We start from the raw sequence: 15405 nt of genomic DNA on the forward strand, positions 1-15405 counted from the left end.
GGCGTTATTGTCGCGGCTTACGGATCCCTAGAAGCCCTTCCAGTAATATTGTTACATATTACCACGCCTATTTGGCGGTTGACAACCGTTTTTTTGCCAAAAGGAAGCGCATATTCAGTTCGCCGCTGCCCTGCGCGTTCGCTCCCGCTTGGAGACGGAATGCATTAGCGAGCAAAAGCCGCTTGACCCGTCCTGGAGCCAGACGGGGGTTACATTGCAGCAGTTGTGCCGCGCCGCCGGTTACGATCGGAGTAGCCATACTCGTGCCCGTCAGCCTGAAATAGTTTTTGCCGACGCGAGCCGACGGGTCGGTCCGGTCAAGGAAAGAGCCCGGCGCACGCAGCGAAATGATGCGGACACCCGGGGCGACAAGATCAGGTTTGACCCGATTGCCTGCAACCGGGCCTCGTCCCGAGAAGGATGCGATCGTATCCCCGCTTTGCTTGACGGTTCCGCGGTCGTTCACCGCCCCTACCGTAATGAGCAGCGGACTGATGCCCGGCGATTCGATCGTTCTCGCCCCTGGCCCTGCATTCCCGGCTGCCGCGACAACGACGAGACCCGCTTTCCAGGCGCGTTCTGCGGCTCGGCATACCGGATCGTCGGCGCATCTCGACACGCCGCCTGTGCCAAACGACATATTCACGAGACGAATGTTATACTTTTTCCGGTTGCGTAGAATCCAGTCTACGGCGGCCACTACATCCGAACTGTCGGCATCCCCTCTCGCATCAAACGCTTTAACGATCACGAGCCTGGCCCTGCTGGCCGGGCCTTTGAACTTGCCTTTCGAACTGTACCCGTTTCCCGCCGCGTCTCCGGCAACATGAGTGCCGTGACCGTTGTCGTCGTAGGGCTTCTTCCTTTTGCCGATTATGTCCTTGAAAGCGACGATCCGGTTCCTCGGCTTCGTCAGGTCGGGATGTGGATACGCTCCCGTATCGATAATCGCAATCGTCACGCCTTTGCCGGTAATTCCCCGGCTCTGCAGCCGTGCTGCTCCGATGGACGGGGTCGCCACATTCAGACTGATCCGCAGCTTACGGTCGAGATGGACCTTCACGACATCCTTATGGCCGCATAGCTTGCGCAGCCCGGCTAGCGACAGCCGTGCCGACAGCGCCTTGACATGGGGCATCCGGCGAAGGATGCGGAAATGTTCGTCACACGAACACGCGCCGCGTCTCATCGCACGAATCCTCGCTTTGGTCGGCTTTCGCTTCAGCTCGATTACAACGCGAAACCATGTACGTCCCGGCTTTGCTCCTCGCTCCCTCCCGGCCTTGGAGGCGGCGCGCCGCAGATGTGCGCTCATTTTCAGCCGGTTAGGGGAGCGTTTCTCGTTTACGGCGGATCGATGAGCCATTCCTTGTTCTTCACCACCTGGGTTTAGGCGATACGTTGGAAGCCTCGAAACAGAAAGCCGGAGCATCTAGCTCCGGCTCGGTGTTTTCCGATGCGGCATCCCGCCTGGCATCAGAATTTAAAGCTGCGGCTAATAATAACAAGCAGGATAAACAAAACCAGTATTATGCCTGCAGAGTTGTCAACCGGTTTGCAGCAGTGAGCGTGATGATGATGGTGGTGATAAGGCATAGCCATCGGCGGAACGAAAGCCGGGGCGATATTTTCCATCGGTGCGTGGACGTTTACCGGCGCCGTCATGGCCGGAGAAACCATATTCGGGGCAGCCATCGACATCGGCATATGCATCATTGGTGCCATGGAATTAACCGGTTTATTCGAGTAATCCATTATTACACCTCCCTCTAACCTTCAATCTACAAACAGTCTATGGGAAGACACCCATCCGGAACACGGGTAAACACCCAGCCCCGGCAAATTGGATGTTTGCCTAAGCAGGTAGCGGGGGAACTACCCGCTCCTTCGCCAAACCTCGCTTGTTTGACCAGGGATGCAATGGGCAACACTGATTTTGTACGGATTTGTTCAACGTTTTGTCAAAAAGACGTCAAATGGGCGAATGGATTTGAAATCCAAAATATCGTATAATCGTTGAAGTGACATTTCGAACGAGGAGGACCACAGATGTACAAATGGATTATGTCCGTTTTGTTCTTCGGAGCTTGCGCACTTGGCCTTGTGTTTTTGCTTGTAAGCGCAAAACCGGAGAAAAGCGAAGACGAAGCAGCCGCAGAAGGCGGAAAACCTCAACTGAAAATTACTGCAAGCAACTTTCAGTTTGATCAACCTGAGTATAAAGTGAAAAAAGGGGAAACGCTGCAAGTCGTCTTGAAAAATAAAGAAGGCACTCACGGCATCGATATCGCCAAGCTTGGCATTACGCTCGGCGGCAAAGATATGTCCAAGGAAGTTACGTTCAACGAGGCGGGCACGTTCGAGATCGTCTGCTCCGTACCTTGCGGCGCCGGTCACGTAAACATGAAAGCGAAATTGATCGTTGAATAATAGTCAGGAACAGCAAAGAGAGGGCTTGTAGCCCTCTCTTTTTTCGTGTTTTATCCCTTGGCTTTGGAATGGAGCCGTTCGGCGGCAATATACGTTCTGAGCTGATCTTTCTCCAGTTCGGTAAACCGGTATTCGCAGTCGCAACCTTCGTCCAGCACGACATAATCGATCGGCTCTCCATTGTTCCGGCATATGACAAGCGCTCCCGGCTCGTTCAGATCGTCCGGCAGCTCCACGCCGGCTATCGTTAATTTCATATATATGTCGATAAACGGATCCCGCCGTTCCACGACCGGCGAATACGGCTGCAGCCGGCCTTCGAACATGCGTCCTGCGTCGAACTTGTACATGAAACGTTCCCCCCCATTCGAATGGATATGGTGTATAATAAACTAAGTATCGCGAAGAGACCGTCCGGTGTCAAAGTCGAACGTTATTTAACGACAAAAAAACGAGGTGCCCCCGATGACGAAATTGACGGATGAGCAAATTCAGGAGCTGCTGCACGTTCGGCAAGGCTGGACTCGCAAAGATTCGAAATGGCTCGTGAAAAAGTACAGATTCCAGCAGTTCATGAAAGGCATCGAATTCGTGCAGCAAACGGCGATGACGGCTGAAGCGCTGAACCATCATCCGATGATCGCCATCGAATATAAGGTCGTTACGATCAGTGTGACTACCTGGAGCGAAGGCGGCATTACCGCCCTTGATTTCGAACTGATCGACCGCTGCGACCGGTTGTTCCAGACGATGTGCGGAACTAACTGAAGTTCCGTCCCCGATCCGCAGCACTTTCGGCCCGGCTTTTCCTCCAGGCGTATACCAACAGCGATCCGAGCCCTATGATTTCAAGAGCGAAGACGACCGCATCCCAGAACCGCGCGGTTTCACTCGGCACCGCCAGCCAAGGCAATACCGTCATAAGCGAAACGACCAGCTGCGGCGCGAAAAAAAACAAAATCAAGACGATGTTCAGTACATAACCGGCTGCATAAAAGAATGCATATACGCGCACCGCTAGCGGCTCGTCCGCCCGCCCGCCACCTCGCCCGACTCGTTTGCGGCCAAGCCACGCCCGACTCCGTTCCATCAAATTGTAACAGCCTGTCCAGTTTTCCGCCACATAATACAAATCCGTTTTCATGAAAAAACAGCATTGGAAAGCCAGCTTCAGAAACAAGTCCAGCACGGCTACAGCCGCCACCATCGGTATAAGCCCCGAATCGCCGGGAAGCGTCGTCTGCACGACTAGACAGAGCAGCAGCAGCAGCTGATCCACCCCCATGCCCGCCAAAAAAGCGCGGTTTCGCTGCTTCGGCGCCAGACTCCAGATACCATTCATCTCCGTCTCAAATACAACAAAGACGAACCGGTGCCCGATACCGAGCCTTGCAGGCAAACCGAACGAACGGACCGCTACAATATGTCCAAGCTCATGCAGCATTAACAGCACGAAAGACAACGCAAGCCATACCACACTGTTCATCACCATCGAATCGAACAGGAAAACATCCCGGTACCGCGGAAACAGCTCGGGCCTCAGGACAAGCAGCAGTACATTTGTGAGCATAGCCAGTATGTAGACGAACCTCAGAGCCGGGTGAAACAGCGCCGCGGCAGCTCGGGGAGGGATCCATCCGAAGCCGCCCGATGTACGGGGTACCCGCGCCTCACGTTTCGTTTCGTTCGCCGCCGTTTCTACCGTCGTACCGTCCAGTTCGGCGATGAGGCGAAGCTCGAGCAGTTGCTTTGCAAAATCGAGCAGATCCACGTCCTCCTCGGGATACTTCGCCTTTAATTCCGTTTCGATCGCCCCTAGCGGCATTCCTTCCTTCATCCGGTCCAGCGCCTCGACGCAAAGCCCGGACATTTCGTAATAGTCCCGCGTTGCCGCATCCTCCACAATAAATCCTTGGCGATCCGGACGAACCGTAAGCTCGACCGGCTTCACGATGCTTTGCGGCGTCACCTTCATGCATCCGCACGTCCTTTCGCCGTATCCATAAAATGTAAAGCGAATGCTGTCCCGCTAACGAAAAAGGATGCAGCCTTGACGGCCGCATCCCTGACTATTACCACCAAATTCCGCACCACCAGCAAGTCGTTTTCACTTTTGCAAGCTTTCTGATTTTCAATTAGGTCACCCCCTTTGCGTGGTAAACTGCTACCCGTTCACTAGCGAATCAGACTGTGAATAGTCGTTCAACCGTTTCTGCTCTTCCTTCACGTATTGAACGAACTCCGGGTAAACCTCTATAAACAGTTGCACAACCTGCGGATCGAACTGGGTGCCGCGGCCCTCTACGATTCGCTTGTACGCTTCGTCAACCGTTAAGGCATCCCGATACGACCGCTTCGAGGTCATCGCGTCGAAGGCGTCGGCCACCGCGGTTATCCGCGCCAGATACGGGATCTGTTCTCCCTTCAAACCGCTCGGATATCCCCGACCGTCCCACCGTTCGTGATGATGGAGCACAACCGATATGCTGTCCTGCAGCCCGTCTATATGCTTGATCGCATTGACACCGACGACGGGATGCGTCTGGATGATCTCATACTCCTGCTGCGATAGCGTGGAGGGCTTGGTCAATATATGATCGGGAATGTTCACCTTACCTATATCGTGCAGCAAGCAGGCGTAGTAATAAGCTTTCATCTCTTCTTCGGTATATTGGTTCAGCCGCTTCGCCAGCAAAAGCGAAAAATGGGCGACCCGTTCGCTATGTCCCCGCGTGTACGGGTCCTTTAGCTCCAGCGTAGCTACAATCCCCTTCACGATGCTTTCAATCTGCCCGCTGTAGGAATCGCGGATCGCACCAACGTATCCGTAAAACCGGTTCAGCATAATGTACGACATGGCAGACAAGATCGGATATAGCGCTAACGGCAATATAAGCCCGGGCTGACGAAGCGCCAGCAGCAGGATCACATATTTGGCCGTGATAAGGCCAATCACGGTCCAGAAGTATTTTTTGTTCAGGAAGATTGGCGAGAACAGGACGAATAACACTTCCGCCACATTGCTGGAATCATAAACTATGTCGGAGCTTAAGTAAACAACGAGATCGTTCACGACCGAAACGAATACATAGGTGTACAAATAAACGTACTTGATGTAAGACGGCTTCTGCTGCCGACTCAAGTAGACCGCCACGACCAGCAACGCGAGCTGGACGATGTAAATGCCAACCCCTAGTCCGCCGGACGGCACGCCAATTTCCCGAGAATGGCTAATAAACTTCGGGTATACGTAAAAATAAAAAGCGTCGAAAGAGAAACCGATACCATAAAACAGCAACAAAAACAATCTGATCGCCCGCTGTTCCTGGTTCATAACCGTAGTATCGAGTAATCCTTTATGCATTCGGTTACCCCTCTATCAGCGCGAAAGGAGCCGAAACGTTGCGGACAACAGGTACTGAATGGCGATCTACCTATTCATTTCGACAGTTTCCACAATATTCCTGCTACTCCGTCACGTTTCTTGTAAATTTTTTTTGAACTTCGATTCTAAGATGTATGTACGAGCATTGCTATAGGAAAACTGGCCTCTTTCTCCTCTCCCATTCGCCCCCATGCCATTACTCCGTTCACATAGTCCAGCACAAACGGCTCCGAGCGCCCGACAACCGCATACGTTCCCGGCTGGAACGCCATGCCGGACAATCCATACGATTTGGCCATCCATATTTTTTGCTCAAGCATCTCCACTTGGCTTGGAAATTCCGCTCTTCGTTTCTGTTCCTCCAGCTTTCGAATTTCGGCGTGAAGCTCGTCTGCCGACATTTCTCCGAAACGTTTCATTTCCCTCCTCCGCTCCTATTCGAATGGGTAGTTTCAACCAATTTCGGACTCAATTTTACATTATCACAACTTGTCGATTCCCTACAACGTGAAAAAAGTATGAGAAAGTAATGCGAACCGTCCTGTACGAGCCCTATATACCGGACTTATCCCGAAAACAGACTCCCCCTAATGGTATGTTTATCTTCATATTTCGACAAAGCCGTTCATAATCCTTCAAGCCGTTTCCGATCGGCTTACTAGGGCCGCGCTTTTTCTGTTCTTAAAAAAATATTTATAAAATCGTTGACATGTCCAATTGAAGCTGATATTATATTACTTGTCGCTGATGAAGCACAAAAAACAAAAGTAGAAATGATGACATGATCTGTTAGCTCAGCTGGGAGAGCACTATCTTGACAGGGTAGGGGTCAGTGGTTCGAGCCCACTACAGATCATACAGAAAAACCCTTGATAATCAAGGGTTTTTTCCTTTTTATAACGATCAGTATGGTTGTTCATTTATTGGCTTGCCAACATTTTGCCAACGGTATAACAGTGACTGTTGGTAGCTAACATACAAAGCCATCTAAAAGAGTATTCGCACCCCGCTTACTCGAGCTTGTACCACTTGATCTTCACTACCATCGTAGACCATCAAGGCGGCCTCACCAACTGATGTTGTTTCAATCAAAACTACATCCCCAATGCTTGGGATTGAATCTGCATCAATTATTATGATATCTCCTTTCTGAATTCTACATTCAGGTAGGTCATCTTTTGCTTTATAATAACAATGCCCCATGTATTATACCATCAGCCCTTCATGTTATAATTTGTTTTAACCAGACTGTGGAAGGAGAAAAATAGTTGGCAGTCTCCCGAGGGAGGTGCCTACTCCAAGATTTATTGGATCGAGCTGGCATTAAACAAGCTGAGTATGCTCGACGATCCGGACGTTCCAAACGTGTCATATCCCATTTCTGCCGAAATGAACGTGTCATGCTTCCTGAGGATTTATATACTGCCGCAAAGATTCTCAGTTGTAGTATGGAAGATTTGTACGAATGGATCGAATCATAGAGGAGTAGGTAGCGGAATATCCGCACCTCCTTCGCTTTTTGGGAGCAAATTGCTCTCGTTTATAATGTGCTTTCTAACGCCGATCCTCCTTCTCAAAAATTTCGAATGTTAAATTTATCAATTCCTTGCTCACATTGTAGGATAAATATTCCTTTTTTGATAGCGGTATTTTATGGAATAAAATTGTACATTGTCACATACATTCCAACTCCTTCAAAGCCCCCACCAGTGAGAATGTTGGCAGGGGCTATATGAATGGAAACTACATCACCGAACTAACTTTCATGATGTCGAGGAATGGAACCTTAGTAACCGTACCGTACCATTCAACATGAACAAGTCTGGTTCGCGCATCCATCACTATAATTCTGCCGATAACTGGATCAGTCTCTCCCCAAACGGTCAGGGAAATTTCACGGTCTTCGTTCTTTGCTTCTGTCAGTTGTTCTCCCAGTGCTTCCAATTCAAACTCGTCTCGTGTTGGCCGTTTTTGCTTATGTTTCGCCATGATCTGTGTCATCTCCGTTTCATGCTTATATCGTACATAGGCTTTGACGTGTTCCGGGAGCATCATACGTGATGATTCGAAGATACCATTACCCTCAAGTTTCTTCGCCATATTAGTCACCTCGACAGGAACATTTGTTCCCATTTTATGCGAACAGGCTATGAAATGCAAATAAAAAAATCCTGTAGTCATTGGAAGACTAGACAGGACTTGATTTCCGTCGTCATTTCGGTATGGCTCTATTTGCTGCTCGCTCGAGTAACATCAATGGGGTTAATGAGGTTACTTCAATCCGTACATTAGCCAGGTTGCTGAGTTTTGGAGTAGCGCCTTCAAATTGAAAACTTAATGTCGTTGTCTGGCCTTTAACTAACTGCGATCCTATTAACGACGTTGCCTTCCCTAGTCGATTTCCACTGCCATCGTAAAACACAGCAGCTACCTCCAAAGGCGTATTCGTATCCGTTAACGCAGTAAAATCCGCAGTCGCCGAAGGGCCTTTAAATATAGGGCGCTCCACTACAAGTTGAGAAACTTTATACTGATCTTCGATAGACATTTCGTTGAATTTTGCGGAGTTACTGTACTGAGATGACCCAATTAGGACCAACACAACAACAATAATTGGAATGATGAATTTTGATGATCGTTTTTTCTCCTTCATTACTTTCTGAGCGGGGAACGCAGAACTTAACAACCATGTACCGCAGCTAATGCAATATTTCTGGCTCTCAGAATTCTTTGCTTTACACGATGGACATATATAGATATCCTTTGATTCAGCTTCTTTTCGCAACTTTTCCATTTCATTTTTAAAGTTTCGTTGGGTTTTGTTGAACAAACTGCAGCCCCCCATACGTGGTAAATAGTTCCTACACATTTTAGCACGTATTACGTATGAGTGGCGCAAAAGTTCCGAAAACGCAAAAACATCCCCGCTAGCCCGTTTGGACTTAATAGCACATTATGCTAATATATCCGTGAAGTATCAATCCCAAATCGAATAGGGAGCGAGCCTAAATGTCAAACACGATGAAGATACCATTGGAAGATAAATTTCAAAATCTTGTTTGGATATCTCCTGAGGAAATTACATTGGTATCTGAAAGTATCCCTGGAGATCCAACGAGTATGGCTGTCCTTCACACCAGCAACAAAGGAATTCTGTATCCGCTGCACTCGGAAAAAGCTTCAAGGCAACTTGCCGAAAATTTGGGAGTTCCCTTTATTGAGGAAGAATAACCGCAAAAAAATCCCCCATCCAGCCACTACGGCCAGACGGGGGATTCCATTTTACTTCGTCTTCACGGCGCCGTTCACGATAATCAAGTTGTTCGCGACGTCCAGCTCTGACCGTGTCAGCGTTCCCGAATACGCCTTCTTCACATAAACGTAATCGCCAAGCAAACCTTTATCGTATGCCTTCTGAAGCGACTGTGCGAGCGCTCCCCATCCTTCGGTTGTAAGTTTCAGTTCGTTCATATCCTCGTCCTCCTCCCCTCTCATCGCCCTATCAACCGCTTGCCGAAACGCCTCCCACGCGGCCGGATCGTCCACATACGGCTTAGGGCAAATTTTACCGGTTACATCATAATGCCGGATCACATCCCGCAGCGGGTTGAGCCCGTATCGCTTGCACAGCTCCGCGACGATAGCCACAGCCCGCCGGACAGTCTCTGGATGGAACGATCCATCTTTCTCAATACAAAGCTCTATGCCGATGCTGTACGGGTTAGCCTGGGACGCATGGTAGGCCATCTCATCAAGCGGGATGATTAACACGGCGTCACCCGGATCGACAAATAGATGCGCGGATGCATACCTGACAAGTTTAAGTTGTTCTTCTTTCTGCGGACTTGGCAGCCTGTTTGCTTCGGCCATGATCTTTATGTTTTGATCAATCATCGACTTGCCGAAATACGTGACGTGGTTAGCGGCCGTCGCTCCTGGATTGCCGGTATAATGCACGACAATATTACGAACAAGCCGGAGAGGAGTCCCCGGCCTGCTGTATTCGTTGATAGGGATCAGTTCTTCACGCCACAGGGTCATCCTCGTCCTCGCTCCCTTTGTTTGCAGCATCGACATGCGCCTCGGCTAGAATGTACACAACGACCGCGCCCACCGTAGTTATGACGCCAGTAATTTTAACTGCGGTGTCCTCGCCAGCTCCTGCCAAAACAAGAACGCTGGTAGCCACACCGGCCGTCAGCGCCCAAAACTTACGCGATCCCAATTTACGTTTCCAGTCCATTAGGCACCAATTCCCTTCCATAATAAATTAATGGCCCCAACCAGCAGGGCCGCGATTACTGTCCGCCAAAGCCACATTTGGTTGTCCTCGATTTTGTCGAGCCTTTTATGGGCGGACCGCGTGCTCTGTAACGCCTCGTTTGCTGTGTCGCGAGCGCTCGCCATCATATCGAGTTTCGTTTCAACTCTCGTAAGCCGTTGAAGGATTTCTTGTTCTACAGCCTGCCCTTCTCCCATGACTAACCCCTATCCGCCCCTTTGGGCAATAAAAATACCCCGATCGGGGCTAGGCTGTAATTACCACATTATTTACATCTGGGTTTGTGTCGCCGCCCGGTTTAGCGATTGCCCGGTTAAAAAAGTTACCTTGCATAACTGTATTGGATTGTCCTGCGCTTACGCTAATGCTCGGTGCTCCGGATGGCGTTATGATCTTGTTATTTGTAATCACGGTGTCGCTCGCCGTTACAATACCGAAAGCGCCTTGCGAAAGCGTGATGTTATTGCCTGTAATAAACAACTTAGCTTTTGCTGTGATCGCCGCGTATGCCGCTAGTGCCGTCCCTGCGTTTGTAATCGCATTACCGGATATTGTGATCGTGTCCAATGGAATATCATTGACGAATACGCCACCTGTGCTCTGGCCGTCGATGTTGTTTTCGGCAATTGTGATGCTTTTGCTGTCTGTACCTTGCAAGTAGACGCCGTACGTGCCGCCTTGAATCAGGTTGCCCTTGACGACGATATTTGACGATCCTGTCAACTCGACGGCCCAGTTGCTCGCCGTGTACTCCACGACGTTGCCGGAAAATACGATATGGTCGGAGTTAATTACACGCACTCGAGTATCGAAAAAGTAATTGTTCCCGACCACAACGTTTTTAATCGCAAATGTTAGCCCGGCCGAGCGGTTATTGATGCCGAAGTAGACCGAACTATATACCCGATTACCGGTTATAATCAAGTTTTTTGGCGCTCCGTCCGGGGCTACCCGTTCAATATCCATGGCCTGTACGGTAGCGTTTCGGATGATGTTATTCGTGATCGTTAAATCGCTGTTTCCGTCGTAATCGACCGACCCGATACCGGACTTGCAATTCGACATATAGTTGCCGTCGATGACCAAATCGCCGCACAAGTTTGACAGGATTATCGCACCGTCATCATGTCCGACCACGCCGCCTGCAAGATTTGTATTAATTACTTGGTTGTCGCGGCATACTGCATATGTTGCGCCGCTGTAATGGATGCCGTTGCCTCCACAGCCGTCAATATAATTTCCGACGATGACCGTATCCGATCCTTGCGCCATGATCGCTTCAGAAGGAACATTTGTGATGTAACAATCTCGAATGATACAACGAGCTGCTGTTACTACTTCTTGATGATGGTCCCATAATGCTACCGTCTGATTAGATTTATTTCCGTCAATCTTCAAGTTTTCGACAACACAATCATTTGTCAGCACCATGAGTTTACACGCCGTCTGAACAACAGTACCGATTGGAAAGCTTTCTCCGCTACGGGAGTTGTAAACCGTGATGTTATTTCCGGTAATCGACTTTATCTCCAGATTATCTTTGGAGTACGTGGTACCATTGATTAGCATGATACATTGGCCGACCCGAAAACCAGCGATGCTCGCTACAGTAAACGTATAGGCCACGCCTGTTGTGGTAGGTATCGCAGTTGTTGTAGTCGTCCGGATCTCGTTAATACGCTTTAACGTTGCACCATTGCCCTGGATAATAGTATTCGCTTTTGGACGCAATTCACGGGATATAAGGTAGGTTTGTCCTCTTTCGAAGAATAGTGACCCTCCTAATACCAGCGCATTCATCGATGCTTGAATTGCTGCCGTATCGTCAGTAACCCCGTCACCTTTTGCGCCGTAGCTTCTGACATTTATAATTGATCCTGTGTCGCCACCGACCCCACCGAAACTAACCGGAACACCATTCTGTAGCAGTTTTCCATCTCCGACAAAGTCCAATTCGCCGCCGATTACCGTTCTTTCTCCACCTTGTTCGGTGTAGTTTTTGACGTTGTAATTACTCACGCCCATCACCCCTAAATAAAATAGGCCCTGATCGGCTCAGAGCTTACACTGTCTGTATTATAGCGTACCACCAAATCAACATTTATCGTGTTGATACAGCCTCTAGGATGACATCCTCACATGTTCCAATTAATGTTACCCCGTCTTCATTTACGATAACTGACGTAATGCAATCTACGACTACTTGTTTGCCATCGATGGTGTTTACAAGGTTTACTCCGTGGCTAATTGCAAGGTTTCCGCAGTCACTTTTTAACTTTGTACCTCGTTTGAATGTTCTCTCTTCCCATGTCTGTACTTTATAAACAAAATTTTTGGTATTAGGCAAAGTCGGAAAACCATTCGATATGAGTCTAATGTTCATTGTCTTTAACCACCTCCTACAATCTGCAATCCGCTGTCCAATGTACGATACAGACATCTGCGGCACCTGTCTCTGAAGATAATCCTGGATTGACCGCTAAAAATCCATTATCCCCCGCATAGGCAGCATACGCTTCGCCTGAATCCGTACTTGTGCTCGTATTTCTCCACGCCCCATTTGTCGCGTTTGGATTATAGAATGTTACAACTGCTGATGCATGCCGTTTTTTCACTTTGTATTGGACGTATACACCGCTGTTATATTGACCAGCAATGTTTTTGATGTACGTCAGCGATCCGGGATTCCCAACGTTTTGTCCAACTGCTGTAAAGTACGGGAAACTCTTCTCGTAGTATCGCTGGCAGGACCGGAGTGCATCATCGAACGATTCATCAATCAAAGGAGGCGTCGGGCCGAATGGGTTGAACCGTGCGGATGCCAACTCGAAGTTACCAGCGGCAACAAAGTTTTGGAAGCCTCCGGCCAATTTCCATTGAACTTCTATATAGTCATCATTGTTGGTTCCGAACGTTTTACCCCTGATGTCGATGTTTGGGATCGATACAGGGTACTCTTGGAAAGTGCTCGTTATCGTAAATTCTTGACCGGTTAAAAAGTCTGTTGGTGATGGACTTCCTCCGGTACCATAGTTATAAACGATTGTCATCTGAATCTTTTTACCAACCACCGACGAACGCGACCCAAACGACATATTGAGGTGTGTAGAGTGTGCGGCTAATCGAGAAACGCCGTTTTCAATGCGCTGCACGATGTTGTATTGACTGTTCGCCGTGGACCCCGGTCCGTCCCATTCGATAAAATACGTACGCCTTGCCCCAGGTATAGCATTGATGGCCGAACCTGCGTCTGTTATCCGGCGCTGAGAGTGCTTGATTGTTGGTAGCGAATCGCCACTTCCGACAAAACCGGTTAGCTTCCACATATCGAATACTGGATATGAATTGAACGCCGGATTTACCGCTTCCATGCCTATGATTGGCTTTGCTTGGGCAATTTGAAAGTTCCCATCGATGATCGCGTTATATACCTTACGCTTCGCGAGCTTCCGCATTTTGTAGAACCGATCTCCGAGCCCGAGCTTGGTTTGCAAGATATTCCACATGAGGTAATACCCTGCGTCATTCGGATGGGCGTTACGATACCACTCGGTTAAATGCTTATCATCCGTTTCGGCCATATATTGGACCATTTCGCGGTAAAAGGATACATGAGCATATCCTTTTTCGTTGCAAATTTGCGTGAGTACGCGGTCAATTGCATCCGTCGAGAAGTTCCGAAGCAGCGTTCCGTCCTCGGCATAATCGTCGGTTGGAGGGTTTTCTGTCAGTACGATCATCGTCTTGCAACGTGCGTTGACGTAGGCCAAAAACTGCTCCATGTTGGACTTGTACTGCGCCAGACTAGACGACATACGATCGTTTGAGGATAGCATGACAAACACAACGTCCTCGTTATTGCTCATCCAGTATTGAGCGTTTGCAAGCCCCCACGCGACTGTTTGGCCGGATATGCCAGCATTGGTAAAGCTGACGGACGGGAAGTTGCTGCCGATGTACTCGCGGAAGAAGTTCGCCCAGCACCGGCTCGTATAGTCCGATTCGCGGTATATCGTTCCGGCTCCGTCATTGAATATGATCGGATTTGAGGGCGGCACATAAGACCCCATCGCACCCAAACCTGCAACGATACTATGGCCGATTAGCCTAATCTTTGTAACTTGACCGGCTTGTAATCGCTTGGCTAGGTCGCTCACTACATTATTAGCATTGTCGTTTACCCTCACAGTAAGATCGCTATGTTCGTTATCGAGTCTATCTTTTAATGTCGAGTATGCCGATCCAGACGATGGCATTCTTGCATCTACAATTTCTGTATTACTTTCTCCCGTTTGCCCCACTATATTGTCGACTCGAAAATCCAAACCTGTTACGTCTTGTTTGATCTGATCTACATCTTGTTGCACTCGATCAAATCCAATATTGATATTTCCAAAGTCCTCACTTATCTTTTTGGAACCAACGAGATTCGCATATCTATTCGCCAACTTTATCCGCTCCCTTCTTGGTGTTTCGTATAGCTTGCAATCGCTTATCGAGCGCTTCTTGAATGCCAACAAGGATTGCTTCTTCTTGTCCTGGGTGGTATGGGGTTAATGCGCTAATGATGCTGCATATTTCTGGAACCGGCTTTGCAGGATCGAGTTCCGCCACGATCTTTGGAATGATATGTGCCATTTCACACCTCCAGTAAAAGATAAAAAAGACACCTGTATAGGTGTCTTCTTTGTTAATTGCCTTTATTTAATTCTGAACGGAGACGCTCCATTTCTTGATCTGCTTCAGCTTGCGATTCTTTTAATATAATATTAACTTCTTCTTGTATTTCTTCCCTTCTCTTTATCAACACATCTCTTTCTTTTTTTGTTTTATCGTAGAAATCGTCCTTTTCCTTCAATTTCGGAGAACCCATCAAGACTTCATATGGTTCGATCAACTTGTATAAAGATGATATTTGTTCAGTGAGTTTTTCTGATTCCTTTCTCAAGTCATACAGCCTTAAAGCTCTTTTTTGCGATTCTTCACTTGGATTCAATGTTGTTTCCATTTGGGAATCACCTTTCTTACCTAATTCAACAGTTTGTGTCGTGTCATTCCAATTCACTTCCAGACCAGTCAAGGCGGCAATATCTCGTAAGCGCAAATACGTGGACCCATCATACATTACTGGAGGATTCTCAAGAGTAACCTTTTTGCCATCCAATGTAATTGGGAGTGACGGTCTCAAATACGCCTCTATCTTTTCTAGACCATCATCAGCATAAACAGATAGTGCCGTAGCCGAAATTATTCCCACCAGAAAACCAATGAATACTTTTTTCATAATTATCACACCCATCATTTTTGA

At 48.5% G+C, this 15405-nt stretch carries 20 protein-coding genes and 1 tRNA gene; 5 read left to right on the forward strand and 16 right to left on the reverse strand.

Annotated features, from left to right (window positions below; all coding sequences use genetic code 11):
- Positions 1-67: 67 nt before the first annotated feature.
- Together D7M11_RS01820 and D7M11_RS01825 are read right to left on the reverse strand one after the other, a co-directional pair.
- Positions 68-1366, reverse strand: coding sequence for a S8 family peptidase (locus tag D7M11_RS01820; protein ID WP_158606382.1), 1299 nt, complete (start codon positions 1364-1366; stop codon positions 68-70).
- Positions 1367-1476: 110 nt separating this feature from the next.
- Positions 1477-1755 (reverse strand): hypothetical protein, encoded by a 279-nt coding sequence (locus D7M11_RS01825; RefSeq protein WP_120745427.1) that lies wholly within the window; start codon positions 1753-1755, stop codon positions 1477-1479.
- Between the two features lie 294 nt (positions 1756-2049).
- Between D7M11_RS01825 and D7M11_RS01830 the strand changes: the two genes are divergently transcribed.
- Complete coding sequence (locus D7M11_RS01830) at positions 2050-2430, forward strand: cupredoxin domain-containing protein (RefSeq protein WP_120745428.1); 381 nt, start codon at positions 2050-2052, stop codon at positions 2428-2430.
- A gap of 50 nt (positions 2431-2480) precedes the next feature.
- Here the strand turns inward: D7M11_RS01830 and D7M11_RS01835 are convergent, their stop codons facing one another.
- The gene (locus D7M11_RS01835) at positions 2481-2780 is read right to left on the reverse strand and encodes a hypothetical protein (RefSeq protein ID WP_120745429.1); all 300 of its coding nucleotides are present in this window, start codon (positions 2778-2780) and stop codon (positions 2481-2483) included.
- 115 nt (positions 2781-2895) lie between these two features.
- Here D7M11_RS01835 and D7M11_RS01840 point away from each other — a divergent pair, with 115 nt between their 5' ends.
- Complete coding sequence (locus D7M11_RS01840) at positions 2896-3198, forward strand: 4a-hydroxytetrahydrobiopterin dehydratase (RefSeq protein WP_120745430.1); 303 nt, start codon at positions 2896-2898, stop codon at positions 3196-3198.
- Here D7M11_RS01840 and D7M11_RS01845 read toward each other — a convergent pair.
- The 3 genes from D7M11_RS01845 to D7M11_RS01855 form a co-directional block, all read right to left on the reverse strand.
- Complete coding sequence (locus D7M11_RS01845) at positions 3191-4405, reverse strand: hypothetical protein (protein WP_120745431.1); 1215 nt, start codon at positions 4403-4405, stop codon at positions 3191-3193. The two genes, D7M11_RS01840 and D7M11_RS01845, sit on opposite strands and share 8 nt — an antisense overlap.
- A gap of 189 nt (positions 4406-4594) precedes the next feature.
- Positions 4595-5794 (reverse strand): HD-GYP domain-containing protein, encoded by a 1200-nt coding sequence (locus tag D7M11_RS01850; RefSeq protein ID WP_120745432.1) that lies wholly within the window; start codon positions 5792-5794, stop codon positions 4595-4597.
- 146 nt (positions 5795-5940) lie between these two features.
- The gene (locus D7M11_RS01855; RefSeq protein ID WP_120745433.1) at positions 5941-6234 is read right to left on the reverse strand and encodes a DUF1811 family protein; all 294 of its coding nucleotides are present in this window, start codon (positions 6232-6234) and stop codon (positions 5941-5943) included.
- Between the two features lie 364 nt (positions 6235-6598).
- Here D7M11_RS01855 and D7M11_RS01860 point away from each other — a divergent pair.
- Together D7M11_RS01860 and D7M11_RS01865 are read left to right on the forward strand one after the other, a co-directional pair.
- Positions 6599-6671: transfer RNA gene (locus tag D7M11_RS01860), tRNA-Val, on the forward strand.
- A 451-nt stretch (positions 6672-7122) separates the two neighbouring features.
- The gene (locus tag D7M11_RS01865) at positions 7123-7296 is read left to right on the forward strand and encodes a helix-turn-helix domain-containing protein (protein WP_240040920.1); all 174 of its coding nucleotides are present in this window, start codon (positions 7123-7125) and stop codon (positions 7294-7296) included.
- Positions 7297-7558: 262 nt separating this feature from the next.
- Here D7M11_RS01865 and D7M11_RS37995 read toward each other — a convergent pair whose 3' ends face one another.
- The gene (locus D7M11_RS37995; protein WP_240040934.1) at positions 7559-7816 is read right to left on the reverse strand and encodes a YolD-like family protein; all 258 of its coding nucleotides are present in this window, start codon (positions 7814-7816) and stop codon (positions 7559-7561) included.
- A 211-nt stretch (positions 7817-8027) separates the two neighbouring features.
- Positions 8028-8645 (reverse strand): zinc ribbon domain-containing protein, encoded by a 618-nt coding sequence (locus D7M11_RS01875; RefSeq protein WP_120745436.1) that lies wholly within the window; start codon positions 8643-8645, stop codon positions 8028-8030.
- A 191-nt stretch (positions 8646-8836) separates the two neighbouring features.
- Here D7M11_RS01875 and D7M11_RS01880 point away from each other — a divergent pair, with 191 nt between their 5' ends.
- On the forward strand, positions 8837-9046 hold the full coding sequence (locus D7M11_RS01880; RefSeq protein ID WP_205127015.1) for a hypothetical protein: 210 nt from the start codon (positions 8837-8839) through the stop codon (positions 9044-9046).
- Positions 9047-9097: 51 nt separating this feature from the next.
- Here D7M11_RS01880 and D7M11_RS01885 read toward each other — a convergent pair whose 3' ends face one another.
- From D7M11_RS01885 to D7M11_RS01920, 8 genes are all read right to left on the reverse strand, one after another.
- On the reverse strand, positions 9098-9856 hold the full coding sequence (locus tag D7M11_RS01885) for a peptidoglycan recognition protein family protein (RefSeq protein ID WP_158606383.1): 759 nt from the start codon (positions 9854-9856) through the stop codon (positions 9098-9100).
- Positions 9840-10040, reverse strand: coding sequence for a hypothetical protein (locus D7M11_RS01890; protein WP_240040921.1), 201 nt, complete (start codon positions 10038-10040; stop codon positions 9840-9842). The genes D7M11_RS01885 and D7M11_RS01890 overlap by 17 nt, the downstream gene beginning before the upstream one ends.
- A 17-nt stretch (positions 10041-10057) precedes the next feature.
- Positions 10058-10294: a hemolysin XhlA family protein gene (locus tag D7M11_RS01895; RefSeq protein WP_120745440.1), complete on the reverse strand. Its 237-nt coding sequence runs from the start codon at positions 10292-10294 to the stop codon at positions 10058-10060.
- A 49-nt stretch (positions 10295-10343) separates the two neighbouring features.
- Positions 10344-12116 (reverse strand): right-handed parallel beta-helix repeat-containing protein, encoded by a 1773-nt coding sequence (locus D7M11_RS01900; protein WP_158606384.1) that lies wholly within the window; start codon positions 12114-12116, stop codon positions 10344-10346.
- Between the two features lie 82 nt (positions 12117-12198).
- On the reverse strand, positions 12199-12480 hold the full coding sequence (locus D7M11_RS01905) for a hypothetical protein (RefSeq protein WP_120745442.1): 282 nt from the start codon (positions 12478-12480) through the stop codon (positions 12199-12201).
- A gap of 16 nt (positions 12481-12496) precedes the next feature.
- Positions 12497-14545: an SGNH/GDSL hydrolase family protein gene (locus D7M11_RS01910; protein ID WP_120745443.1), complete on the reverse strand. Its 2049-nt coding sequence runs from the start codon at positions 14543-14545 to the stop codon at positions 12497-12499.
- Positions 14535-14735, reverse strand: a complete 201-nt coding sequence (locus tag D7M11_RS01915) for a hypothetical protein (RefSeq protein WP_120745444.1) — start codon at positions 14733-14735, stop codon at positions 14535-14537. The genes D7M11_RS01910 and D7M11_RS01915 overlap by 11 nt, the downstream gene beginning before the upstream one ends.
- A gap of 52 nt (positions 14736-14787) precedes the next feature.
- Positions 14788-15381 (reverse strand): stalk domain-containing protein, encoded by a 594-nt coding sequence (locus tag D7M11_RS01920; protein ID WP_158606385.1) that lies wholly within the window; start codon positions 15379-15381, stop codon positions 14788-14790.
- Positions 15382-15405 lie beyond the last annotated feature (24 nt).

The sequence above is a fragment of the Paenibacillus ginsengarvi genome, from assembly GCF_003626695.1.
GTDB classification, from domain to species: domain Bacteria; phylum Bacillota; class Bacilli; order Paenibacillales; family NBRC-103111; genus Paenibacillus_AB; species Paenibacillus_AB ginsengarvi.